We start from the raw sequence: 23,552 nt of genomic DNA on the forward strand, positions 1-23,552 counted from the left end.
TTAATTAACAGCCCCGACCTGAACAAAACCGCCGTCTGGCGGTTTTTTTATCGCTGGAATCAGATTTCGTAGTCCGCCGGGTTAAGAGACAGGACGCTTGACTCTATCTGTCGGATCACTTCAGGTAAACGCTCTGCGGTCACCGGTTTGCTGAGCAGAAAGCCCTGAATATTCGTACAGTTTAACTGATTCAGGTAGTGCAGTTGCTCCAGCGTCTCAACCCCTTCCGCAATCAACTCCAGATCAAGGCTCTGGGACATCGCAATAATCGCGCTGACCAGAGAGGCATCCTCTTTATTGTCTGGCAGGTCACGGACAAAGGCACGGTCAATTTTTAGTTTGTCGACCGGGAACTGCTTCAGATAGCTGAGTGAGGAGTATCCGGTGCCGAAATCATCTATCGCCAGTTTTGCCCCCAGCGCTTTAAACTCCTTTAGCCAGGTTACAGCGGCATCAGAGCTATCCAGAAACATGCTTTCGGTTATCTCAAAAACGAGTTTTTCTGGATCAGCACCGGTACGCTTAATAATCTTTTCAGCCATCCGGGCATCGAAGCCCAGTTGCCGCTGATTACTGGACACGTTAACCGCCATACATAGGTTATCCAGTCCCTGTTCCTGCCACTGCATCAGTTGCTCGCAACCGCGCTGTAACACCCACAGCCCTATCGGCTGAATCAGCCCGGTTTCCTCTGCCAGCGGGATAAACTCTCCCGGGCCGGTCAGTCCGTTGCCGGGACGGTGCCAGCGAATCAGTGCTTCAACTGACACCACCTTGTGAGTCTCCAGATTGCAGACCGGCTGGTAATAGAGTTCAAACTCGTTTCGTTCAAGTGCCAGCCGCAGGGCCTGTTCCATCTCTGTCCGGTTTTTGACATGCTCGCGCATCTCGGCGTTGAAAAACTGGTATTGATTACGGCCTTTCTCTTTTGCAAGGTACATCGCCATATCGGCGTTGCGCAGCATCGAATCACCGTTGTTGGCATCGTTGGGGTAGCAGGAGATCCCCACACTGGCACCGATATAGAGTGTTCTGCCTGCTAATTGAAACGGCGGACTCAGCACCTCTATAACCCGTTGCGCAGTTTGTGATGCATCATCGGCTTCAGCGATACTTTGTAGCACAATAACAAACTCATCACCGCCGAAGCGGGTCAGCAGATCGGTATCACGGATAACCGAAGCCAGTCGGATACTCACCTGTTGCAGCATCTCATCGCCGACCGAGTGGCCCAGGGTATCGTTAACGGCTTTGAAACGGTCCAGATCGATAAACAGCAACGCACAGCTACTGTCGGTCTGATCGCTGAGTTGCTGTATCCTGGCCAGTTCCCGTTTCAACATAATCCGGTTGGGCAGGGAGGTGAGCGCATCAAAGTTGGCTTGCTGGCGAATCTTCTCTTCGTCGTCTTTACGCTGCGTCATATCCGAGAAAACCGCAACATACTGTTCCAGCTGGCCATCGCTGTTTCTGACCGCAGCGATCGACAACCACTGGGGGTAGACTGAACCATCGCGGCGTTTATTCCACACCTCGCCTGACCAACTGCCGTTGTTCTCAAGGGTTTGCCACATCTCCTGATAAAAGGAATCGCTCTGTTTACCAGACTGAAATATTTGTGGGGTTTTGCCAATCACCTCTTCAGCGCGATAGCCAGTGATCTCGGTGAACGCAGGGTTGACAGAGATAATCCGGGCGTCGGGTGAGGTGATAATGATCCCTTCGTTGGTGGTTTCAAACACCGCCGCATTCATCCGCAGCTGCTCTTCGGTAGAACGGCGTTCGGTAATGTCCTCTTTTACGGCGACGAAGTGGGTAATTTCACCGCCGGGATCTCTTACTGCTGAGATGGTTGCCGCTTCCCAATACAATTTGCCACTCTTACGCCGGTTGAGAAAGGTCCCCTGCCAGGCCTTTCCGGCCAGCATCTGCTGCCACATATCCTGGTAATTGACCGGTGAAATATCGCCGGAGCTGAAAATAGCAGGGCTCTTACCGAGCACCTCCTCCAGTGAGTATCCGCTCACCTGTTCCGCTTTGGGGTTGATATACTCGATCAGGCCGTTGATATCGGTAATGACTACTGCGGCGGGGCTTTGCTCCAGTGCCCGGGACAGCTTTCTCAGTTCCTGTTCCCTGAGCCGGGTCTCGGTGATATCGACCCTGACCCACACTTCACCGCCCTCATTGGTGGGGGTGTTACTACACAGGTAGTAGTTGCCGTTCTCGATATGCTGTACAACCCGCCGGTTGGTGGCGCTCTCTTGCTGATAGCGGCATTTCTCATCGATAGCTTTCTGAATGATCTCTTTATGGGTGCCGGGTTTCAGCAGTGAGGTGATCCAGGGGTAAAAGCTGGAAAAGTTACGGTTGCTCAGAATCAGCCGGTTGTCGGCATCGAACAGGGCAAACGCCTCCTTGATGTTATCAACACCATCTTTCAGACGCAGCCGGGCCTGCTCGGTCTGCTGATGGGAACGGATAAGCCGCAGGTAGAGAAAGGTCAGCAACAGTATCAGCGCGGTGGTCAGCCCGATCAGCACCGAATTAAAATACTCGGTTTGCTGGGTAACCTTATTGCGATAACTCAGATAACTGCTGTAGAGCTGGTTGAACGCAGTGCTATTCGGGATCTGCTTATATTCAGCCAGGAGTTGAGTCAGTTGGGTCTGGGCAGTCAGATTTGTCTGAATATGAAAGATCAGATCGGCAATGCCGTCTGAACCGTTATCAGTGAGGGTGTTTAACTGATCTCTGATTTCCCGGGCATCCAGATCGCTGCGGAAAATATGGTATTGATACAACAGGTTAACGATCTGTTCGGCTCGGGGTAAGCCGGCATCATCGCTTTCTTCAATCCGGTTGAGCAGCATAGGCATATAGTTCAAGCCGTTTCGGACCACTGCTGCCAGGGTTTTTATCCGTTCCGTCAGTTGTATTCGCTGATCCAGGGTGTGGCGATACTGCTTTAGTTTGCCAGCCAGCTCTGATGGCAGCTCCCGGAACAGGCTGGCTATCTCCGGGTCGGTCTCCTGCTGTTTTAGCTGTTGGGTTAACCTGACGATCTCATCATAGTTTTGCTGTTGCATTGAGCTGATCAGCAGGATCTCCAGATCAAGGGCGTTATCCAGCACCTGAAGTTGCAACAGAATTTCAGAACGTCTCTGGCCAGATTGAGACTTATCGTCATGCAGCAGATAGAAGAGGCAGGCCAGCAGTATGATTGCCACCATCGATGTCAGATAGAGCCGGGCTTTAAACCAGATCATTGCTGCAGTTCCGGATGCTCACCTTTCAGGGAGTTGATAAAGCTGCTGATTGCCGAAATATGCTCTGCAGGAATTTCACGGCCTAACTGGAAGCGGCCCATGATCTCTATCGCTGTTTTCAGCTCTTTCACCGCACCATCATGAAAGTAGGGGGCGGTAACCGATGCCATACGCAGGCTGGGCACCTTAAACAGGTATCGGTCCGCTGCATCATTGGTGGCGGTGTATCGACCCAGATCGGTATCACTGAGTGGGGTACTCCGGGTATTGAAATACTCTGAGATATCCTTGACCGCCCCAAACGGGGCGTACATATTGCCGCCCACATTGGTGCCCTGATGGCAACTGATGCAGCCATAGGATTTAAACAGGCGGTAACCATGCTTCTGCTCGGCACTCAGGGCGGATTCATCCCCCTTTAACCAGCGGTCGAATGGCGCATTCAGGGTTGATAACGAGCGTTCAAACTGAGTGATGGCATTACGGATGTTTGCTCCATTAATACCATCCGGATAGAGGCTTTCAAAGCGTTGTTTGATGGCGGGGTCCTGATTTAAACGCCGGACGACTAACGGCCAGTTGCTGTTCATCTCAACCGGGTTGTGAACCGGCCCGTTCACCTGTTGATTCAGATCGGCTGCACGGCCGTTCCAGAACTGCACAAAGTTGAGGCTGCTGTTATATACCGTCGGGGTATTGGCTGAACCCAGCGCGCCGCCGACACCCTGTGATACGGCAGAAGTATCGGCACCCCCCTTTGACAGATTGTGGCAACTGGCACAGCTGATACTGCTATCGGAGGATAAGCGGGGATCATGAAACAGTATGCGGCCGAGACTGACTTTATCCGGGTTTAACTGATTGTCCGCCTGGATCGGGCTGATGGGTTCTGAACTCAGGTCCATCGCGTCGGTCGGTGGGCACAGCAGTAAAAGCAGCAATACTGCGCAACAAATCAGATGCTGATGGGGCTTGTGTGTCCGACTGTACTGCTTAAAAGCCTGCACAAAGGCGTTCCTGTATTCTGAGTAGGGTTATGAGTATAAGGGCTATTAGTACCGTATTCTGCGCCTTTTGACCATAATCTGACTACTCAGATCGGTGTCAGCGGTCAATTTTATGGGCCGTAACGCAGGAATAGCAAAGATTGCGGCAAGAACAGGGTGTGGAGGCACCCTGTTTGCGGAGGGGAGGGCTGTGCAGGTCAGCAGAGGCGCTAATCGTTGATTAGCAAGATAACCAGTTTTTTAGGACCATGGGCACCCATCTGCAGTTTCTGTTCAATATCGGCACTGCGGGACGGGCCGGTAATCATATTCACTGTGCGCGGCATGGTGTTACCGAATTTCTCCCGCAGCTTTTTCCAGGCCTCTTCATAGACGCCAACAATCGCAGAGCGGTGCAGTACCACCAGGTGGTTGTCCGGCAGGAAGTTCAGGGTGGTGGGGCTCTGTTCACCCGAGTGCAGCATCAGGGTGCCGGTCTCTGCGATACCGGCAAAGCTGAGTGTCAGACTGGCGATATCACCGGCCTGTGCCACCCGCTCTGTTTTGTCAATCTGTTGCTGCGCAAGGGGGCTCCAGTCCAGCTCACGAAGCTCGCTATTACTGGCGCAGATCAGCTCCCGGATCCCCTGACTGGAAAGCCAGTCAGCACAGGCACTGGGAACCTGATCAAAACGATCCAGTTCGATCAGTTCAGCGACCGCTTCGGTGGCCATCGTTTTAAACAGTTCCACCTGCTCTGCTGCAGGTAGCTGAGCCCGTTGGGGAATCAGATTACTTAGTTTGCAAGCTAACCTGTTCTGTACTGCTTGCTGACGCTCTGTATGGGCTTCGCTGCGGCTGAGTCCGCGACGGATGTTGCCAAGAATCTCTGCGCGACTCATTATTGCTGACCTCCCGCTTTCTGTTGCTCTTTCCAGGCTTGCATAAAAGTTTTGCCCTGTGGCGCAGGCATATCGCGCCAGTCGGTCCAGCCGCCCGCTAAAGGCAGTTTTTTAATCCGACCGTTCTTGCCAGCCCAGGTTTTCATCATCCAGCTGGCCATACGGGTGTAGGGTTTATACAGGGCCGGACGCTTGGCCAGAAAAGCCCAACCGGCCAGACCGTAACGGGCAGCTTTGGGTTGCAGGTGTTTTTCGAATTCATCTTCGCGCCAGTGACGCATCAGTTTTGGCAACGGTATTCTAACCGGACAGACCGATTCGCACTTGCCGCAAAAGGTAGAGGCGTTGGGTAGCATGCCGCCTTTTTCGATACCGATCATCTGCGGTGTCAGCACCGATCCCATCGGGCCGGGGTAGACCCAGCCATAGCTGTGGCCGCCCACTGCACCATAGACCGGGCAGTGGTTCATACAGGCGGAGCAGCGGATGCAGCGGAGCATATCCTGAAATTCACTGCCGACCATTTCACTGCGGCCGTTATCCACCAGTACCACATGGAAGTTTTCCGGACCATCCTGGTCGCCTTCACGGCGGGGGCCGCTGGAGAGGGTGTTGTACACCGAAAATTCCTGACCGGTGGCGGAGCGGGCCAGCAGTCGCAGGAACAGGGTCATATCCTCCAGGGTGGGCACCACTTTCTCAATGGAGGTGACGACAACATGGGTTTTTGGCAGGGTCTGGGTCAGATCACCATTGCCTTCGTTGGTGACAATAATGGTAGAACCGGTTTCCGCAACACAGAAGTTGGCACCGGTAATACCGACATCCGCCGCGACAAACTTCTCGCGTAATACTTCACGGGCTTCCTGCATCAGTACCGCCGGGTCGCTTGACTTCGGTCGATGATGGTTGGCGTGGAACGCTTCAGACACATCCTCCAGATTCAGATGGATCGCCGGGGCGATAATATGGCTGGGGTGATCATGGCGCAGCTGCAGGATATATTCCCCCAGATCGGTTTCCACCGGCTGCACGCCGTTGGCTTCGAGAAAATCGTTCAGGCCGATCTCCTCTGTCACCATTGATTTGCCTTTGGTGACGGTCTTTGCATCAACCTGTTGGCAGATATCGAGAATGATCCGGTTGGCATCATCTGCGGTGCGGGCCCAGTGAACATGGCCACCATTTTCGATGACTTTGCGTTCGAACTCCTCCAGATAGAGATCCAGGTGTTCAAGAATATGGTTTTTCAGGTCGCGCCCCTGATCCCGGAGCTGTTCAAACTCGGGCATCCGGCTGACGGCAATGGCGCGCTTTTCCGGGAAACCGGCTTTCAGGTTACCCAGTGCCTTTTGCAGGTTGGCATCGGCCAGTGCATCGTGGGCGCGTTGTTTAAAGAACGGGGTATTTATCTGCATCGTCTCGCTCCTTAAAGCTGTTGTGCCAGGCCATAATCGGCTTCGCCAATGGCGGGGGTGTCGGTCATACCGGCCAATACTTCGACAATGTGGCGGGCTTCGACCTGTTTTCCTTCCCGCTTCAGTTTGCCGGCCATATTCAGCAGGCAACCCAGGTCACCGCCCAGCACTGTATGGGCGCCGGTATTGCTGATAAATTCAGATTTGTTGGAGACCATTCGGTTGGAGATTTCCGGATATTTGACACAGAAAGTGCCGCCGAAACCGCAGCAGGTTTCCGCTTCCTCCATCTCTTCCAGTTCTACTCCCTGAACCTGTTGCAACAGTTGCCGTGGCTGCTGTTTGATGCCGAGCTGGCGTAAGCCAGAGCAGGAATCGTGGTAGGTGACTTTATGATTAAACTGCAACTGCCTGAGTTGTTCCTGCAGACTGTCCATGCCAATCACATCGAACAGAAATGAGGTGATCTCAAAACTACGGTTTTTCAGCTCCAGGGCCCGCTGGTAGTAACTGTCAGAGGGGTCAAACACCTCCGGATAGTAGTGCAACATACCGATACAGGAACCGGATGGCCCAACGACATATTCATAACCATCAAAGGCATCGATGGTCTGACGGGCGATATCCGCCGTGGTTTTGCGATCACCGGAGTTGAACGCTGGCTGTCCACAGCAGGTTTGGCGTTCGGGCACTTCCGCTTTGCAGCCTGCCTGTTCCAGTAGTTTAACCGTTGCGAAGGCCACGGAGGGGCGGAACATATCGGCCAGACAGGTGACAAACAGGCCGACTCGTGGCCCGGAGGATATATTTGGCATGTGCGTTACCGTAGTTATTGTTTTCGACCCAGAGAGACGGGCCAGAAAACTGACTCTGCTCCCGCTGGTTGGCGTCTTTCATTTGAATTGATGCTATGCAAGATAGTTAATGAAGGCCGGGAAAGAAATGCTACACTGATAACTGGTCTGACCAGAGGGCGGTAAAACCGCAGAATTATTATCCGATGAATCACAATCTGAGCGAAAGTCTGTTGTTGCAACTTAAAGAGCGCCTGTACACCGGAGAGTTATTGCCGGGTGGCGAACTGGAGTCGCAGCGACGCATGTCTGAATCCCGGGGGATCTCCCGTTCGACGGTACGCGAAGCGGTAGGGCAGTTGGAAGCCGAGGGCTATATTGAGGTGAAGCAGGGAGGGAAAACCCGGGTAAAAAACCTGTTGGAACCCTACTTTGAGATGCCTGTCGGGGAGGGCAAAGCGCTTGGCGATAACCCTGAATTTCAGCGTCAGGTGCTGGAAGTCCGGGCGATGCTGGAGGGTGAGGCCGCTTTCTATGCGGCCACCCGTGCCAGCGATGATCAGCTTAAGGCGCTGGATGCTGAGTATCAGAAAATGCAACAGCGGGGACAGCGGGAAACAACCCTGGCAAAGGCCAAGGAGGATCTGCGGTTTCATATGATGATTGCCGAGTCATCCCATCATCTGCTGGTGATCTCTTTCAGTCAGCTGTTTTATACCCGCTTTTTTAACGCGATCTACGGAGTGCTGACCCGCACCCTGAAAAAATATGGCCGCTATCCGGATGGTATCCGTTCGCAACACAGCGCGATCCATCAGGCGATCATGGCGCGCAATGCCGATGCGGCCCGCACGGCGGCCACCGAACATATTCTCTATACCCGCAGGCATCTGGAAAATGAATGAGCGGTTTGCTGGGCGATCATTTATGAAAAAGTGGGACTATCCCGGCGTGCGTCAGGAGGTGCCTGAGTGTTAACTGGAATACAAGCTCTGCTGCTGGATATCAGTGGTGTTATCTATCAGGGAAGTCAGCCTGTCGAGGGGGCGGCTGAAGTTATTGAGAAAGCCCGTCAAAAGGGCCTGACAGTCCGCTTTCTCACCAATACCGCGAGTAAGTCTTCGGTGCAGATTGTGCAGGAATTGCGCAGTATGGGCGTCAGTATTGAACCGCAGGAGTTGTTTACTGCCCCCAGAGCTGCCTGTGATCTTATAGATGAACGCGGTCTGCGCCCCTATTGTATTCTGCCCGATGCTATCGCTGCCAAATTCGAGTGTTATCCACCAGAACAGGCCGACGCTGTACTGTTGGGGGATGCCGGAGATGGTCTCAGTTATGCATCGCTGAATCAGGCTTTCCGGCTGTGTCAGGCGGGTGCTCCACTGATCGCTATCGGCATGAATCGTTACTATATGTCAGACGAGGGTTTGCAGCTGGATGCCGGGCCGTTTGTCAAGGCGCTGGAATGGGCCGCGGGCACTGAGGCGCAGGTGATGGGCAAGCCGGGCCGGGCGTTTTTTTATCGGGCGGTAGCTTCGACCGGCTATCAGGCGCATGAGTGCCTGATGGTGGGTGATGATATCGATGCCGATGTTCTGGGCGCACTGGATGCGGGGATACCAGCGGTGCTGGTACGCAGCGGAAAATACCGCCCTGAGGATGAGCAAAAGTTAACGTCCGGGGGACGGGTAATTGATAGCCTGGCGAATCTGTTCGACTGATCGTTTAATACGGTAAATTCACCTGATTGAAATAGCTTTATACCCTCACATCCGCTAAAATATCGCGCCTTAATGTTGTTACCTGGTTTGTAACAGCGTCAAATTTTTAAGTGTGGCCTGTGGTACTGGTCATCACTGAACAGATAGGAATAGACAATGCCTGTAATTACCCTTCCTGATGGCAGCAAGCGTGAGTTTGCCAATGCCGTTACCGTATTCGATGTTGCCGCTGATATTGGCGCAGGGCTGGCTAAGGTTGCCCTGGCTGGCAGAGTTAATGGTGAGCTGGTGGATACATCCCACACCATCACCGATGACGCTGAGCTGGCAATTATTACCCCTCGCGATGAAGATGGTGTAGAGGTGATTCGTCACTCCTGTGCGCATCTGATGGCGATGGCTGTGCAGCAGTTGTTCCCAACCGCGCAGGTGACCATTGGTCCGGTGATTGAGGATGGTTTCTATTATGACTTCGCTTATGAACGTCCGTTTACGCCGGAAGATCTGCAGAAGATCGAAGCGAAGATGAAAGAGCTGGTCAAAGCCAACTATCCGGTTTCCCGTTCGCTGATGAGCCGCGATGAAGCCGTGAAACTATTTGAAGAGAAGGGTGAGAAATATAAGGTTGAGCTGCTGGAAGCGATTCCCAGCGATGAAGATCTCTCTTTTTACTCACAGGGCGATTTTATCGATCTGTGTCGTGGCCCGCACGTGCCTTCGACCGGTCACATTAAAGTTTTCAAACTGATGAAACTGGCCGGTGCATATTGGCGCGGCGATTCAAACAATGAGATGTTGCAGCGTATCTACGGTACTGCCTGGGGTGATAAGAACGACCTCAAAGAGTACCTGCACCGTCTGGAAGAAGCGGAAAAGCGCGATCACCGTAAACTGGGTAAGCAACTGAACCTGTTCCACCTGCAGGAAGAAGCGCCGGGGATGGTGTTCTGGCACCCCGATGGCTGGACGCTGTATCAGGGGATCGAGCAGTACATGCGTCAGAAACTGCGTAAGCATGGCTATGATGAGATTAAAACGCCCCAGGTGGTTGAACGTACCCTGTGGGAGAAGTCCGGTCACTGGGATAAGTTCTCAGAAGAGATGTTTACCACCCATTCTGAAAACCGTGATTTCGCCATTAAACCGATGAACTGCCCCTGTCATGTGCAGGTGTTCAATCAGGGACTGCGTTCCTACCGTGATCTGCCGCTGCGTCTGGCCGAGTTTGGTTGCTGTCACCGGAATGAACCGTCCGGTGCCCTGCATGGTATTATGCGGGTGCGCGGATTTGTTCAGGATGATGCGCATATTTTCTGTGCTGAAGATGATATTCAGAACGAAGTGGCACGGTTTATCGACTTCCTGCATGAGGTGTATGCGGATTTCGGTTTCAACGAGGTGATCTACAAGCTTTCGACCCGCCCAGAAAAACGGGTAGGCTCTGATGAGGTGTGGGATAAAGCGGAAAAAGCGCTGGGTGATGCTCTGGATGCCGCGGGTCTTGACTGGGCTGAGCTGCCGGGTGAAGGTGCGTTCTACGGTCCTAAAGTTGAGTTCTCGCTGAAAGATTGTCTCGGCCGGATCTGGCAGTGTGGTACCATTCAGGTTGATTTCTCTATGCCGGGAAGACTGGGGGCTCAGTTTGTCAATGAATCCGGTGATCGTGAAACGCCGGTGATGCTACACCGGGCTATTCTCGGCTCATTTGAGCGCTTTATCGGTATTCTGATTGAGAACTTTGCCGGTGCCTTGCCAACCTGGCTGGCGCCAAAACAGGTTGCGATTTTGAATATTACCGACAAACAGGCGGAATATTGTCGCGAACTTGAAGAAAAACTCACAGATCTTGGATTCTTTGCCTCTGCGGACTTGAGAAATGAGAAGATCGGCTTTAAAATCCGCGAGCACACAATTCATAAAGTTCCTTATCTGCTGGTTGTTGGCGATAAGGAGGTAGAAACCGGCGCTGTGGCAGTACGTACCCGCACCGGTGAAGATCTCGGCACATTGTCGATTGAAGAGTTTTGCGAGCATCTGAAGCAGGATGTTGCTCAGAAAGGCCGCAAAGAATAATTAATAGATTGGAGATACAGCTATCAAGCGAGATAACAGAAGAGGGCGTAATGAGCGGAATAAACCGCCTATAAATGAGAATATCAGCGCCCGCGAGTGTCGGTTGATTGGTCCAGATGGTACACAGATAGGCGTAGTTCCTATCAAAGACGCCCTAGAGGCGGCTCAAGAGGTTGGCCTTGACCTGGTACAGATTTCTGATTCAGATCCTATCGTCTGTAAGGTGATGGATTACGGTAAATATCTGTACGAGAAGAAGAAAGAAGCGAATGCTGCTAAGAAGAAGCAAACGCAGATGCAGGTTAAGGAAATAAAGTTCCGTCCTAATACGGAAGATGGGGATTATCAGGTAAAACTACGCAACCTGATACGTTTCCTTGAAGGTGGCGATAAGGCCAAGGTAACTCTGCGTTACCGCGGCCGTGAAATGGCACACCAGGAGTTAGGTATGCAGTTATTACGTCGGGTCGAAGAAGACCTGATTGAGCTGGGTACCGTTGAGCAGCGTCCCAAAATGGAAGGCCGCCAACTGACTATGGTCATTGCTCCGAAAAAGAAAAAGTAGTCTGACATAAGCGTAAAACCCGTGCTGACTCACTGTGAGCCAGATACGGGTTTTGTTGTTTATCAGGACGAAAGATAATTAACGAATGCGTGGGGATTTAGTAATGCCTAAAATGAAATCTTGCAGCGGTGCTGCGAAACGTTTTAAAAAGACTGCGAAAGGCTTTAAGCACAAACAGTCTTACACAAGCCACATCCTGACTAAGAAAACGACTAAGCGTAAGCGTCAGTTGCGTCCAATGCTGCAAGTTGCAGCTGCTGATCAGAAACTGATCCGCCGCATGCTGCCTTACATCTAAGTCGTAGTAACCACAAATTCTAAGTTAGGAAGAAAGAAATATGGCACGTGTAAAACGTGGTGTTATCGCACACCGTCGTCACAAGAAGATCCTGAAAAAAGCTAAAGGTTACTACGGCGCTCGCAGCCGTGTATTCCGCGTAGCTAAACAGGCTGTAATTAAAGCAGGTCAGTATGCATACCGCGACCGTCGTCAGCGTAAGCGTCAGTTCCGCGCGCTGTGGATTGCTCGTATCAACGCTGCTGCCCGCATCAATGGTCTGTCCTACAGCCGCTTTATTGCTGGCCTGAAGAAAGCATCTATCGAGATCGATCGTAAGGTGCTGGCTGATCTGGCTGTTCACGAAGCAAATGTTTTTGCTGCTATCGTTGAAAAAGCTAAAGCTGCACTGTAAGACACCTTTACCTATAACAGGGTAATAACTGATCGTTTAATAGGGGAAGGGTGCAAACTCTTCCCCTATTTTTATCTGGAGCGGTAAATGGAAAACATTGGAATCCTGCTTGAGCAAGGCAAGCAGGCTGCAGAACAGGCAACAAGCGCACAGGATCTCGATCAGGTGCGGGTTCAGTATCTGGGTAAGAAAGGTCATCTTACCCAGCTATTGAAGGGTCTGGGCGCACTGAGCGCAGAAGAGCGTCCCCAGGCTGGGGCGAAGATTAATGAAGCGAAACAGGCGCTGCAGGATGTGCTTAATGCACGTAAGGCAGATCTGGAATCCGCTGCGCTGGAAGCGAAACTGGCGGAGGAGACGATCGACGTCACCCTGCCGGGTCGGGGGCAGTCACTGGGTGGTTTGCATCCGGTCACTAAAACCCTGCAGCGGATCGAAGAGTTTTTTGCCCGGATCGGTTATTCCGTGGCTGAAGGCCCAGAGATCGAAGATGATTATCACAACTTTGAAGCGCTGAATATTCCTTCGCATCACCCGGCACGGGCGATGCACGATACCTTCTATTTCAATGCCAACACCCTGCTGCGCACTCACACCTCCGGTGTTCAGGTACGGACCATGGAAAGCCAGCAGCCGCCGATCCGAATCATCTGTCCGGGCCGGGTATATCGCTGCGATTACGATCAGACTCACTCACCGATGTTCCATCAGGTGGAAGGTCTGATTGTCGATAAAGATATCAGCTTTGCTGACCTGAAGGGCACGCTGGAACAGTTTCTGCGAGAGTTCTTTGAGGAAGATGTCAAAGTACGTTTCCGCCCCTCTTACTTCCCGTTTACAGAGCCTTCTATCGAAGTGGATATCGACCGCGGTGATGGTAAATGGCTGGAAGTGCTGGGTTGCGGCATTGTACATCCGAAAGTGTTTGAGTATTCCGGTATCGATCCCGAGCAGTACACCGGTTTTGCCTTCGGTATGGGGGTAGAGCGTCTGGCGATGCTACGGTATGGCGTTAATGACCTGCGCCTGTTCTTTGAAAACGATCTGCGTTTCCTTAGCCAGTTTAACTAATCAAGCAGTTTGACTGATCAGAAACGGATAACGGCGTTTAAAAGTAGTTAAGAATTTTCGGAAAACAGACTTATGAAATTCAGTGAAAAGTGGTTGCGTGAACTGGTAGACCCTGCCACAGATACTCAGGGGATCGCGGATCAGATTACCATGGCCGGTCTTGAAGTCGATGAGATTGTGCCGGTTGCCGGTCAGTTCAGCGGCGTTGTGGTCGGCGAGATACTCTCTGCCGAGCCGCACCCTAATGCAGATAAACTGCAGGTATGTCAGGTGACTGATGGTAGCGAAACCTTTCAGGTTGTCTGCGGTGCGCCCAACGCCCGGGGTGGTCTGAAAACCGCCTTCGCTAAAGTGGGGGCTGTTCTCAGCGCGCCCGATGGCAGTGATTTTAAGATTAAAAAGGCCAAACTGCGTCAGGTTGAGTCATTCGGTATGCTTTGCGCCGATGATGAGCTGGGCATCTCCGATGACCATGCCGGTATCATGGAGCTGGCGGCGGATGCACCGGTAGGCACAGATCTGCGTGACTATCTGGGCCTCGATGATGCGGTGATCGATGTCGATCTGACGCCAAACCGTGGAGACTGTCTGTCGATTACCGGTCTGGCCCGTGAAGTGGGCGTACTCAATAAGACGTCTGTGGGTTATGTTGAAGCTGACGTCGTGGTTCCGACCATTGATGATACCTTCCCGATCACCCTGGACGATCCGGAAGGCTGCCCCCGTTATCAGGGGCGGGTGATCCGTAACGTGAATATGGCGGCTGAGACGCCGCTGTGGATGGTTGAGAAACTGCGCCGTTGTGGCATCCGTTCCATTGATCCGGTTGTCGATGTCACCAACTACGTACTGCTGGAACTGGGTCAGCCGATGCATGCGTTTGATCTGAGTAAACTCAGCGGCGGAATCGTGGTGCGTAAGGCCACTCCGGGCGAGAAGCTGACACTGCTGGATGGTAACGAAGCGCAACTCAACGACAACACTCTGGTGATTGCAGACAGTGAAAAAGCGGTGGCGATGGCGGGGATCTTCGGTGGCGAAGAGACCGGTGTTACCGCTGACTCTAAAGACATATTCCTGGAATGTGCTTACTTCAACCCGATCAGTATTGCCGGACGCGCCCGTTCCTACGGCCTGCACACCGATGCCTCACACCGTTACGAGCGGGGCGTCGACTGGCAGTTGCAGCGCAAGGCAACTGAACGGGCAACCCGCTTACTGCTGGATATTGTCGGTGGTGAAGCAGGGCCTGTGGTCGAAGCGGTCTCGGAAGAGTATCTGCCCGCTGCGGCAACCGTGACTCTGCGTCAGAGCAAGGTGAATCAGGTGCTGGCATTTGAGATGCCTGCGCTGGAGATCGAAGAGATCCTCACCCGTCTGGGGATGACGCTGGAGCGCAGCGGCGACGGTGAATGGTCAGTGGCGGTTCCTTCATACCGGTTTGATATCAGTATCGAAATCGATCTGATCGAAGAGTTGGCGCGGGTGTATGGTTATAACAACCTGCCGGTTAAAGTGCCGACGGCAGAGCTGAATATGATCGCGAATGATGAGTCTAAAGTGACCATCAGAAGCGTTCGCTCACAGCTGGTGGGTCGGGGTTATCAGGAAGCGGTAACCTACAGCTTTATTGAAAGCGGCCTGGCGGCGCAATTTGACGATAAACATGAAGCGAAGGCGCTGGCGAATCCGATCTCTGCCGAGATGGCGGTGATGCGGACCACTATCTGGCCTGGCTTGGTTAAAGCACTGCAGTACAACCAGAATCGCCAGCAGTCCCGTGTCCGTCTGTTTGAAACCGGACAGCGTTTTCTGCCGGAAGGCGATCAGCTGATTCAGGAAAACGTCGTTGCCGGACTGATCTGTGGCCCGCGTCAGTCGGAAGGCTGGAGTGCTGATTCCGCCTCGGTGGATTTCTACGATCTGAAAGGAGATGTTGAGTCTCTGCTGGCGCTGGGGGGCTGTGCCGATCAGTTCAGCTTTGTTGCTGAGCGTCACGTGGCTTTGCACCCTGGGCAGTCGGCGGCGATTAAGCGTAATGGTAAAACCGTTGGCTATTTGGGGGCGTTGCATCCTGAACTGGTGAAGAGCTTAGACCTCTCAGGTCCGGTCTTCCTGTTCGAGATCGTACAGGCAGAACTGCTGGAGGGTGGGTTACCACGTTTCACCAGTCTGTCTAAATTCCCTGAGAGCCGCCGGGACCTGGCTCTGCTGGTAAACGACTCTGTTGCTTATGATGATATTCGTGCCATTGCACAGCAACAGGGGGGCGAATTCCTGAAAGCGGTGACCCTGTTTGACGTTTATCAGGGTAAAGGTGTCGAACCTGGTCAAAAAAGCATCGCTCTGGGCTTGACCTGGCAGCATCCTTCGCGCACTCTTAACGATGAAGAGATCAACGAAGTTATTGATTTTGTTGTGTCTGCACTGAAAAATGAGTTTGGTGCAACATTAAGAGTTTAATCGACAGGGGTGATTCTGATGGGCTCTTTGACTAAAGCAGATATGGCTGAGCGCCTGTATGAAGATCTGGGGCTGAACAAACGGGAAGCAAAAGAGATGGTGGAAGCCTTCTTCGATGAGATCCGTATGAGCCTGGCTGAAAATGAGCAGGTAAAGCTCTCAGGGTTTGGCAACTTCGACCTGCGTGACAAACGTGAGCGTCCGGGGCGTAACCCTAAAACCGGAGAAGAGGTGCCGATCTCTGCGCGCAGAGTCGTCACTTTCCGTCCGGGGCAGAAACTGAAAGAACGTGTTGAGGCCTATGAAGGAGACTGAACTGGTCTCGGATGATCTGCCTGCTATACCCACAAAGCGCTACTTCACCATCGGTGAAGTAGCGCGTTTGTGTAACCTTAAACCGCATGTGCTGAGGTATTGGGAGCAGGAGTTTGAACAGATCTCTCCGGTAAAGCGCAGCGGTCGCCGTTACTATCAGCGGCAGGATGTTCTTATTATCCGTCAGATTCAGGGGCTTCTCCATGAGCAGGGTTACACCATCAGTGGTGCCCGGCAGTGGTTGAATGGCGAACAGGCGGAGGATGACACAGCTCGCTATAAGCAGTTGATTCGACAAACGATTACAGAACTGGAAGATATTCGTAAGCTGCTGAAATCAGTGAAATAAAGTTGTAAGAAACTTTACAAAAGCCCTTTTCAGAAGCACTCGGTTGGCGTAATATAGCCACCTCTTATCGAGACCTCGGTCTCACTGTGTCGGGATGTAGCGCAGCCTGGTAGCGCACTTGCATGGGGTGCAAGGGGTCGTGGGTTCAAATCCCGCTATCCCGACCAATTAGATATAAAAAAAACCGGCTTATTGCCGGTTTTTTTGTGTCTGTTATATGTCTTGCTGAAGCGGGATTTATTCGCAACGTTGTTGCTCCCCTTCGGGCCGTTGTACCAGTACAACGTTGTCTCGTTGCACTCGGCTGTCTCAGCCGAGCGAAGCGACAGATATAAATACTTAGCATCGCCCGCCTTTGGCGATGGCCCGAAGGGTGAGGAGTGAAACGACGAGTCAATCCCGCTATCCCGACCAATGATTCAACTTAAAAGCCTGATTACTGCAGGCTTTTTTGTGCCTGTTTCTTTCTCATTAAGCTGTACCACAGGGTTAAAACCCTTTTTGATCACTACGATCAAGGTAGGGTAAAGGGCTTTGTCCCCCCCCTTTTTTTTTCGTGCCAGGCAGATGTCTTTTACACCGCTTCGCTCTGTATAGGCTTCCGGTGCGCTAAGCTAAGCATTAGAACACTATGGATACCTGGGAGTCATGATGAAAGTTCGTCGAATTGTCACTAATATAGATAGCAATGAACTGGAAAAGGCCGAAACGTTTTATGGGGCGTTTCTCGGTCTGGATATCCTGATGGATCATGGCTGGATCAAAACCTTTGGCTCCAATGAAAAAATGACTTTGCAAGTTAGCGTAGCGTCGGAAGGCGGTTCAGGTACGGCAGTACCCGACCTGTCTATCGAGGTCGACGATCTGTCTGCAGCACTCCAGAAGGCTAAGGAGTTTGGTATACCCCTCGAATATGGACCGATAGTAGAACCCTGGGGTGTTCGTCGCTTTTATGTTCGAGACCCGTTTGGCAAGCTTATCAATATCCTTCAGCACCAGTAGTCATGCTAGTGACTTAGTGTACTAACAAGCTGCTCAACTTCGTTCCGGTCACAAAAAGTGTGGCCTTCACCGGACTGATTAAAGGTTTTGATCCCTTTAATCAGATTCCTTTAATCCGGCTGATGTCTGGTTTTATGTATCTGGGAGAGAGGCATGACAATTACTGGAGAATGTTTTTGTGGTGAAGTTAAATGTCGGGTAGAAGGATCATTGAGTGATGCCCGATCATGCCATTGTTCTCGTTGTCGTAAAGTATTTAGTTCTCAGGCTTCGGCCTATGCGCTGGTTGATCCAAAAGAGTTCGAGTGGCTGTCAGGGGAAGACCTTCTGACATCCTATGTTGATGAGCAAGGCTTTGGTTTTCAGTTCTGTAGTAAATGTGGGTCAACGCTTTGTGGTCTTTTTAATGGCACGGTCCATGGTGTCACTTTAGGTTGTATTAACGGTGATCCGAAAGTAAAGATTGCCAGACATATTTTTGTTGGTTCAAAGGCAAGTTGGGAAATCATCCCTGAAGGCGTGCTTCAATACCAGGAAGGTGTGCCTGAAAATGAATAACCATGCGCTGTACCAGACAAGCCGGTGAAAGCCGTGTTATGCGAACTGTTCAATACAGGAGGGCTGATTTGCGAAAAGAGCTTAGAGAAAAGATTATCGAAGTATGTGATCTTAAAATAGAGAAGAAGGGCCCGGAGGTTGGGTTATCGTTCTATGCCTTTTTTAAAAACAAAAACGACCAACCCGAGATTCTTATGGAAGCAGCCCGGTGGTGGATAGAAACTCATCAGTTGGATCACTTCGAAAAAGCGGTCAAGATCAGGGGTATGGTGGAATCCGGTGTTTAGTTGTGTCTCCAAATCACATAGCAAGCGGCGGCAGACGGATAAAATTTTTTTCCTTCCGTCGCTCCAATTTGCCAGCAGTGTTGGGTGTTATGTTGTTTAATGAGAGATGCGAAGGTTCACAGTGAGCATTACTGGAGCGATGATTAATGAATACTGAGCTGTTTTTGGCATTTATTGCTGCCACTGCCGTCATATGTACAATTCCGGGTCCTAATATCACACTCATCGTAGCAACTGCTGCCACAAAAGGTATTCGTGCGGGTTTAATGGTGGTTCTGGGGACTACGGTTGCTCAGGTTATTCAAATTGCGATGGTAATCGAAGGCTTGGCGTGGCTTGTATCAGCATATGGCTTTGCATTTGATCTGCTAAGAATCGCCGGGGCGGGTTATCTGGTTTATCTTGGTATTAAAACGTGGCTGACCGCACACCATCCAGAAGGTGAAGCCACCCATAGGAGATCTGTAACGCGTGGCTTTTGGGTTGGTTTGGCAAACCCGAAAAGCCTTGCGCTCCTGGCTGTGTTCATTCCTCAGTTTATTGATCCGACACTGCCGGCCAATTTCCAATTTATGGTTCTGGCATTTACATATCTATCAATAGCGGTCGTATTTGATACGCTTTATGCCGTGTCTGCGGGTTATGGGGGAAGAGCCATTTATTCTAATAGGGTGAAATTTTACACAAGTCGTCTTTCGGGTCTTATTCTGGCTGGTGGTGGTTTGTGGTTAGCAAGCCTTCAGAAAAACGGATGACCAACCGCGAAAATAACCATCAGCTTCACGCGGATATTTTGCTCTGCGCATCACAAAATAGCGGAGAGCTAAAGCGTGATCTGTCATCAGGTCTGGTCGACCATGTTCAGGAGTAGCAGTATTGAGCAATGAATGGGATGAATATGCTGAGGGGTGGGATGTTGATCCCTCAGTAAAAGAATATGCCGCTAAGGCTTTTGCAGAACTTTCAAATGTTATCAGCATTGAGGGGCTGTCTGTCTTTGATTTTGGTTGTGGTACCGGCGCACTTACCCAGCTTCTGAGTCCGGGGGTGAAAGATATCGTTGCCCTTGATGGCTCAGCAGAAATGATAAAGTTCCTGGCTAAGAAAAAACTGAGTAATGTTTCCGCTATTTCAGGCTTCCTGACTCAGGATTTGATTGATAGTCATCCAGACCTGGCCAAAAAATTTGATTTAATCGTGGCGTCATCTGTTTGTGGATTTTTACCAGACTATGAAGGGGCTCTTGGGCTGTTAACGTCTCTCTTGAAGCCGGGCGGTGTGTTCATGCAGTGGGACTGGTTGTCGAACGATGATTCCTCGGAGATAGGGTTATCTGAAAATAGAGTGTTACGTGCTTTCAAAGCAAATAAACTCGGTGATATTCAAGTGACAAACCCGTTTGCAATGAATAGCTCAAAAGGCACTATGGCGGTATTAATGGCTGTTGGTAAAAATGCCTGACCCATGTCAGTGCAGAGCGTTTACTTTCAATGTTATGCACAGATTGGGATAAAGGGATGAAGTAACTGTCGTGCAGAGTAAAGGTCGATGCCGTGTGCTTTATTATCGTTATTGGCCTGTTTCTGGCAGGGTATCAGCTGTTCTCCAAACGTCTTGCGTCATCATCGGACTGAAAGGGGCGGTGAACCGGTTGACTTGGCTTATCTGTATGAGCAGGGGTGAGTCATGCAACTGTCAAAAAAGTACAATCGATAGATCTAATCGTCTATGTTTTAAAGCGCTTGTTACCAGCACTATAGACACAGGTCAATGCAATGCATTGCAGTTCTGTGCTGTTAAGACAAGAGGCGATGATGAAAACTATAAAAACACAAGTAGCGATTATTGGTGCGGGTCCCTCCGGTTTGCTGCTGGGGCAGCTACTGGCGAAGCAGGGGATCAGCAATATTATTCTTGAGCGGGTGACCGGTGATTATGTTTTAGGCCGTATCCGAGCCGGCATTCTGGAGCAGGGGTTTGCCGATCTGGTGCGTGAAGCGGGTGTGGCTGAGCGCATGGATGCTGATGGAGATGTTCATGATGGCTTTGAGATCTCAGCTAATGGAGAACGTTATCATATCGACCTGAAAGGCCTGACTGGCGGTAAAACCGTGGTCTGTTATGGTCAGGTTGAGATTACTCAGGATCTGATGGATGCCCGGGAAGCGGTGGGGCTGACAACCTATTATGAAGCAGCAGATGTACAGCCGTTAAATGTAAAATCGGATAGCCCCTCTGTTACCTTTACTCATGCAGGTGAGCAGTATGAGCTGGAGTGTGACTATATCGCTGGCTGCGATGGGTTCCACGGCGTTTCCCGCCAGACGATTCCGGCAGATAAACGTACCGAGTTTGAACGGGTCTATCCGTTTGGCTGGCTGGGGCTGCTGAGTGATACGCCGCCATGTAACAGTGAGTTGATCTACTGCAAGCATGAACGGGGATTTGCCCTGGCGAGTATGCGTTCTGAAACACGCTCTCGCTACTATTTGCAGGTGCCGCTGACCGATAAGGTTGAAGACTGGTCCGATGAGGCGTTTTGGGATGAGCTGAAAAAACGCCTGCCTGAGGATGTGGCTGCAGGTCTGGTGACCGGGCCGAGTATCGAAAAGAGTATTGCGCCACTGCGCTCGTTTGTTTGCGAACCGATGCAGTATGGTCGCCTGTTCCTGGTGGGGGATGCAGCGCATATCGTACCACCGACTGGTGCTAAGGGGCTTAACCTGGCGGCGTCAGATGTGGCTACTCTCTACAAGATCATGACCCGGGTGTATAAGGATAACGACCCCGAATGTATCACTCAGTACTCCGATATCGCCCTGCGCCGGGTGTGGAACGGTGAACGGTTCTCCTGGTGGATGAGTAATATGTTGCACAACTTCGGTCAGATGGAGACCGGTGATATGGACGCAGCCACCTTCAAGCGGTTTATGGAATCTGAGCTGGATTACTACCTCAACTCAGAAAATGGTCGTCGGGTGATTGCTGAACAGTATGTCGGGCTGCCCTATGAAGAACTGGCGCCATAAGCACGCTTAGTTAAGCGGCCAGACCTGACAAAAACACCAGCCTTGGCTGGTGTTTTTGTTTATGTGGGAAGTTTAACCGCTTTAACCGGCATCTTCTTAATCCGCCAGATACTCTCCGCGGTGAACAGAAGCAGACCACTCCAGATCAGTGCAAAGGTGATCAGGCGGTTGACATCCAGTGGCTCATCGTAGACCACTACGGCAAGCATAAAGGTAAGGCTGGGGGTGATGTACATCAGCAGCCCGTTGACGGTTAGTGTCAGACGTTTAGCCCCCGCTGCAAAGCAGATGAGTGGCAGGCTGGTGACAATACCGGCAGCGATCAGCAGGCCTGACATCTGCAAACCCTCTGTGAGAAAGGTGATCTCGTTGTGTTGTGCCAGCCAGGCCAGATAAAACAAGGCGAAAGGGCTGAGTAAGAGGGTCTCAATCAGCAGGCCCGAGAACGGGTCCACCTCAATCTGCTTGCGCAGCAGGCCATAGGTGCCAAAACTGCAGGCCAGCACCAGTGCAACCCAGGGCAGATTGCCAAGCAGGATAAGTTGATAGACAACCCCGGCAACCGCCAATGAAACCGCAAGCCACTGAACCCTTCTGAGTCGCTCGCCGAGAATGATCATGCCTAATAACAGGCTGACAAGCGGGTTGATAAAATAACCCATGGAGGTGTCCAGAATATGCCCCTGTCCTACGGACCAGATAAAAACCACCCAGTTTATCGAGATCAGAATCGCTGAAGAGGTGAGTTTCAACAGCAGTTTTTTCTGACGGATATTTTTGCTCAATTCCTGCCATCGACCGGTCGCAGCGATAAACAGCGCCATGAAAATCACTGACCATATAATCCGGTGGGAGAGCACTTCAAAAGGGCTGACAGACGCAACGCTTTTAAAGTAGATGGGAAACATCCCCCACATGCCATATGCGCACAGCGCAAAAACAATGCCCCGGTTGGGTGATTGCGGATCAGTTTGCATTCAGAGGTCCTTCTTTTCGGGTGTTGCTGTTGGATGAGTTGAGTAACCAGCGTCGCTGAAAAGCCTCTGAAGTGCGGTTGAGCCAGCGGGTCATAATGGCAACAAATAACAGGCTGAACGCCAGTCGTGCCCAGAGCACTCCTGACAGATCTGCCCCCAGGGTCAGCACCAGCAGGGTGTCTTCGATAACGCTATGGCACAGGCTTAACAGGCAGAGTGCAGAAAAACAGTCTTTCCCGCTGATATGACCGTTTTGTGCTTCCCTGATTAACAGTCCGCCGCCGAAAGATAGCCCCAGGGTGACACCAATAATGGTCAGTGAGGTCGCCTGAGGGCCGATGCCCAGTATCCTGAGCAGGGGTTGCAACAGCCAGATCATCAGGCGTTCTATGTGGATCCAGCGAAGAAAGCGCAGCAGGCTCATTAGCACGGTGATGATCAGGATGATCATGACAAAACTTTTCAGTTGGCCGATCCCCCAGCTTAACAGGCTGTTATCGGTGGCTGGCGTCTGCCAGATCAGCTCGACCGGTTGCTGCAACCAGCCGCCCCACTGATAACTCCAGTGCAGTAGCGCGCCGAGCAGCAGTGCTGAGATAATACGTATCAGCAGAGCGACCATAATACGAACCCCCGCTTTCTGGGTGATGCGCAATTCAAGAGGCAGGCTGTGGGCAATAAGCATCATTGAGCTGAGCACGGTAACCTGGGCCACCGTCAGGCTTTCCTGTGGTGCCAGTTGAAAGAAGATCAGCATACCGCCGTAGATGTTGGTTAACAGGGTGGTGGTCCATACCAGCCCCATTGACTCCGGTAAACCAACCAGCCGCATCACCGGTTCCAGTGCCACACTGATATAGGGAATCGCTCCTAACGCTTCGAGGGCTTTGACGATAATCAGCACCGGAATCATCAGCTTGAACAGCAGCAGGCACACTTCAAATATCTCCTGGGCAAGGCTGGGGAGGGTGTGATTGAAAAACTGACTCGCTGATGTGTGCGGCATGGCTGCTCTTTCCTGAGTAGGGTTGCCAGAGTAGGGGCGCTGGCTGGTGCTCTGTTGCAGTGTTGACAAGAGTTG

The 23,552-nt window shown here is 51.6% G+C and carries 23 protein-coding genes and 1 tRNA gene; 17 read left to right on the top strand and 7 right to left on the bottom strand.

All coding sequences use genetic code 11. The features are described from left to right. Positions 1 to 59: 59 nt before the first annotated feature. The 5 genes from JW499_RS07825 to JW499_RS07845 all read right to left on the bottom strand — a co-directional run bounded on the left by JW499_RS07825 (position 60) and on the right by JW499_RS07845 (position 7,390). Positions 60 to 3,269: an EAL domain-containing protein gene (locus JW499_RS07825; RefSeq protein ID WP_205210076.1), complete on the bottom strand. Its 3,210-nt coding sequence runs from the start codon at positions 3,267 to 3,269 to the stop codon at positions 60 to 62. Beyond that, a complete protein-coding gene (locus JW499_RS07830) occupies positions 3,266 to 4,174 on the bottom strand; it encodes a cytochrome-c peroxidase (RefSeq protein WP_205210077.1) in 909 nt (302 codons plus the stop codon). The genes JW499_RS07825 and JW499_RS07830 overlap by 4 nt, the downstream gene beginning before the upstream one ends. Positions 4,175 to 4,485: 311 nt before the next feature. Next, positions 4,486 to 5,157 carry a LutC/YkgG family protein gene (locus JW499_RS07835; protein WP_205210078.1) on the bottom strand — a complete coding sequence of 224 codons (672 nt, stop codon included), beginning with the start codon at positions 5,155 to 5,157 and terminating at the stop codon, positions 4,486 to 4,488. Next, a complete protein-coding gene (locus JW499_RS07840) occupies positions 5,157 to 6,575 on the bottom strand; it encodes a LutB/LldF family L-lactate oxidation iron-sulfur protein (protein WP_205210079.1) in 1,419 nt (472 codons plus the stop codon). Before JW499_RS07840 ends, JW499_RS07835 begins: the two co-directional genes overlap by 1 nt. Before the next feature lie 11 nt (positions 6,576 to 6,586). Next, positions 6,587 to 7,390: a (Fe-S)-binding protein gene (locus JW499_RS07845; protein ID WP_205210080.1), complete on the bottom strand. Its 804-nt coding sequence runs from the start codon at positions 7,388 to 7,390 to the stop codon at positions 6,587 to 6,589. 185 nt (positions 7,391 to 7,575) lie between these two features. Here JW499_RS07845 and JW499_RS07850 point away from each other — a divergent pair, with 185 nt between their 5' ends. The 17 genes from JW499_RS07850 to pobA all read left to right on the top strand — a co-directional run bounded on the left by JW499_RS07850 (position 7,576) and on the right by pobA (position 21,494). Next, positions 7,576 to 8,274: a FadR/GntR family transcriptional regulator gene (locus JW499_RS07850; protein WP_205210081.1), complete on the top strand. Its 699-nt coding sequence runs from the start codon at positions 7,576 to 7,578 to the stop codon at positions 8,272 to 8,274. Positions 8,275 to 8,340: 66 nt separating this feature from the next. Beyond that, a complete protein-coding gene (locus JW499_RS07855) occupies positions 8,341 to 9,090 on the top strand; it encodes a TIGR01458 family HAD-type hydrolase (RefSeq protein ID WP_205210082.1) in 750 nt (249 codons plus the stop codon). A 156-nt stretch (positions 9,091 to 9,246) separates the two neighbouring features. Beyond that, positions 9,247 to 11,163, top strand: a complete 1,917-nt coding sequence (thrS, locus tag JW499_RS07860; protein WP_205210083.1) for a threonine--tRNA ligase — start codon at positions 9,247 to 9,249, stop codon at positions 11,161 to 11,163. A gap of 22 nt (positions 11,164 to 11,185) precedes the next feature. Continuing rightward, on the top strand, positions 11,186 to 11,728 hold the full coding sequence (infC, locus tag JW499_RS07865) for a translation initiation factor IF-3 (RefSeq protein ID WP_091357368.1): 543 nt from the start codon (positions 11,186 to 11,188) through the stop codon (positions 11,726 to 11,728). A gap of 103 nt (positions 11,729 to 11,831) precedes the next feature. Further along, complete coding sequence (rpmI, locus tag JW499_RS07870; RefSeq protein WP_091357366.1) at positions 11,832 to 12,026, top strand: 50S ribosomal protein L35; 195 nt, start codon at positions 11,832 to 11,834, stop codon at positions 12,024 to 12,026. Between the two features lie 40 nt (positions 12,027 to 12,066). Then, a complete protein-coding gene (rplT, locus tag JW499_RS07875) occupies positions 12,067 to 12,420 on the top strand; it encodes a 50S ribosomal protein L20 (protein WP_091357364.1) in 354 nt (117 codons plus the stop codon). 87 nt (positions 12,421 to 12,507) lie between these two features. Continuing rightward, the gene (gene pheS / locus JW499_RS07880; RefSeq protein WP_091357363.1) at positions 12,508 to 13,491 is read left to right on the top strand and encodes a phenylalanine--tRNA ligase subunit alpha; all 984 of its coding nucleotides are present in this window, start codon (positions 12,508 to 12,510) and stop codon (positions 13,489 to 13,491) included. Between the two features lie 72 nt (positions 13,492 to 13,563). Then, complete coding sequence (gene pheT, locus JW499_RS07885; RefSeq protein WP_205210084.1) at positions 13,564 to 15,954, top strand: phenylalanine--tRNA ligase subunit beta; 2,391 nt, start codon at positions 13,564 to 13,566, stop codon at positions 15,952 to 15,954. Between the two features lie 18 nt (positions 15,955 to 15,972). Next, the gene (gene ihfA, locus JW499_RS07890; protein ID WP_091357359.1) at positions 15,973 to 16,269 is read left to right on the top strand and encodes an integration host factor subunit alpha; all 297 of its coding nucleotides are present in this window, start codon (positions 15,973 to 15,975) and stop codon (positions 16,267 to 16,269) included. Then, complete coding sequence (locus JW499_RS07895; RefSeq protein WP_205210085.1) at positions 16,256 to 16,618, top strand: MerR family transcriptional regulator; 363 nt, start codon at positions 16,256 to 16,258, stop codon at positions 16,616 to 16,618. The genes ihfA and JW499_RS07895 overlap by 14 nt, the downstream gene beginning before the upstream one ends. A 90-nt stretch (positions 16,619 to 16,708) precedes the next feature. Then, positions 16,709 to 16,785: transfer RNA gene (locus JW499_RS07900), tRNA-Pro, on the top strand. A 481-nt stretch (positions 16,786 to 17,266) separates the two neighbouring features. Beyond that, positions 17,267 to 17,620 carry a VOC family protein gene (locus JW499_RS07905; RefSeq protein ID WP_232846281.1) on the top strand — a complete coding sequence of 118 codons (354 nt, stop codon included), beginning with the start codon at positions 17,267 to 17,269 and terminating at the stop codon, positions 17,618 to 17,620. A 153-nt stretch (positions 17,621 to 17,773) separates the two neighbouring features. After that, complete coding sequence (locus JW499_RS07910) at positions 17,774 to 18,178, top strand: GFA family protein (protein WP_205210086.1); 405 nt, start codon at positions 17,774 to 17,776, stop codon at positions 18,176 to 18,178. Positions 18,179 to 18,246: 68 nt separating this feature from the next. Next, positions 18,247 to 18,465 carry a DUF6500 family protein gene (locus JW499_RS07915; protein WP_205210087.1) on the top strand — a complete coding sequence of 73 codons (219 nt, stop codon included), beginning with the start codon at positions 18,247 to 18,249 and terminating at the stop codon, positions 18,463 to 18,465. Between the two features lie 146 nt (positions 18,466 to 18,611). Further along, positions 18,612 to 19,220: a LysE family translocator gene (locus tag JW499_RS07920; RefSeq protein ID WP_205210088.1), complete on the top strand. Its 609-nt coding sequence runs from the start codon at positions 18,612 to 18,614 to the stop codon at positions 19,218 to 19,220. A gap of 121 nt (positions 19,221 to 19,341) precedes the next feature. Further along, positions 19,342 to 19,926 carry a class I SAM-dependent DNA methyltransferase gene (locus JW499_RS07925; RefSeq protein WP_205210089.1) on the top strand — a complete coding sequence of 195 codons (585 nt, stop codon included), beginning with the start codon at positions 19,342 to 19,344 and terminating at the stop codon, positions 19,924 to 19,926. A 362-nt stretch (positions 19,927 to 20,288) separates the two neighbouring features. Further along, complete coding sequence (gene pobA / locus JW499_RS07930) at positions 20,289 to 21,494, top strand: 4-hydroxybenzoate 3-monooxygenase (RefSeq protein WP_205210130.1); 1,206 nt, start codon at positions 20,289 to 20,291, stop codon at positions 21,492 to 21,494. A 59-nt stretch (positions 21,495 to 21,553) separates the two neighbouring features. Here pobA and rarD read toward each other — a convergent pair whose 3' ends face one another. After that, positions 21,554 to 22,471 (bottom strand): EamA family transporter RarD, encoded by a 918-nt coding sequence (gene rarD, locus JW499_RS07935; RefSeq protein ID WP_205210090.1) that lies wholly within the window; start codon positions 22,469 to 22,471, stop codon positions 21,554 to 21,556. Next, a complete protein-coding gene (locus tag JW499_RS07940) occupies positions 22,461 to 23,477 on the bottom strand; it encodes a hypothetical protein (protein ID WP_205210091.1) in 1,017 nt (338 codons plus the stop codon). Before JW499_RS07940 ends, rarD begins: the two co-directional genes overlap by 11 nt. Positions 23,478 to 23,552: the final 75 nt, after the last annotated feature.

Source organism: Amphritea pacifica (genome assembly GCF_016924145.1).
Lineage (GTDB): Bacteria > Pseudomonadota > Gammaproteobacteria > Pseudomonadales > Balneatricaceae > Amphritea > Amphritea pacifica.

Bases quoted from the DNA above. Each gene is read 5' to 3' on its own strand.
- rpmI (WP_091357366.1), top strand. From the start codon at position 11,832: ATGCCTAAAATGAAATCTTGCAGCGGTGCTGCGAAACGTTTTAAAAAG.
- rarD (WP_205210090.1), bottom strand. From the start codon at position 22,471: ATGCAAACTGATCCGCAATCACCCAACCGGGGCATTGTTTTTGCGCTG.
- ihfA (WP_091357359.1), top strand. From the start codon at position 15,973: ATGGGCTCTTTGACTAAAGCAGATATGGCTGAGCGCCTGTATGAAGAT.
- JW499_RS07840 (WP_205210079.1), bottom strand. From the start codon at position 6,575: ATGCAGATAAATACCCCGTTCTTTAAACAACGCGCCCACGATGCACTG.
- JW499_RS07940 (WP_205210091.1), bottom strand. From the start codon at position 23,477: ATGCCGCACACATCAGCGAGTCAGTTTTTCAATCACACCCTCCCCAGC.
- JW499_RS07825 (WP_205210076.1), bottom strand. From the start codon at position 3,269: ATGATCTGGTTTAAAGCCCGGCTCTATCTGACATCGATGGTGGCAATC.
- thrS (WP_205210083.1), top strand. From the start codon at position 9,247: ATGCCTGTAATTACCCTTCCTGATGGCAGCAAGCGTGAGTTTGCCAAT.
- JW499_RS07895 (WP_205210085.1), top strand. From the start codon at position 16,256: ATGAAGGAGACTGAACTGGTCTCGGATGATCTGCCTGCTATACCCACA.
- JW499_RS07910 (WP_205210086.1), top strand. From the start codon at position 17,774: ATGACAATTACTGGAGAATGTTTTTGTGGTGAAGTTAAATGTCGGGTA.
- JW499_RS07835 (WP_205210078.1), bottom strand. From the start codon at position 5,157: ATGAGTCGCGCAGAGATTCTTGGCAACATCCGTCGCGGACTCAGCCGC.
- JW499_RS07830 (WP_205210077.1), bottom strand. From the start codon at position 4,174: ATGGACCTGAGTTCAGAACCCATCAGCCCGATCCAGGCGGACAATCAG.
- rplT (WP_091357364.1), top strand. From the start codon at position 12,067: ATGGCACGTGTAAAACGTGGTGTTATCGCACACCGTCGTCACAAGAAG.
- JW499_RS07845 (WP_205210080.1), bottom strand. From the start codon at position 7,390: ATGCCAAATATATCCTCCGGGCCACGAGTCGGCCTGTTTGTCACCTGT.
- pheT (WP_205210084.1), top strand. From the start codon at position 13,564: ATGAAATTCAGTGAAAAGTGGTTGCGTGAACTGGTAGACCCTGCCACA.
- JW499_RS07850 (WP_205210081.1), top strand. From the start codon at position 7,576: ATGAATCACAATCTGAGCGAAAGTCTGTTGTTGCAACTTAAAGAGCGC.
- pheS (WP_091357363.1), top strand. From the start codon at position 12,508: ATGGAAAACATTGGAATCCTGCTTGAGCAAGGCAAGCAGGCTGCAGAA.
- JW499_RS07905 (WP_232846281.1), top strand. From the start codon at position 17,267: ATGATGAAAGTTCGTCGAATTGTCACTAATATAGATAGCAATGAACTG.
- JW499_RS07920 (WP_205210088.1), top strand. From the start codon at position 18,612: ATGAATACTGAGCTGTTTTTGGCATTTATTGCTGCCACTGCCGTCATA.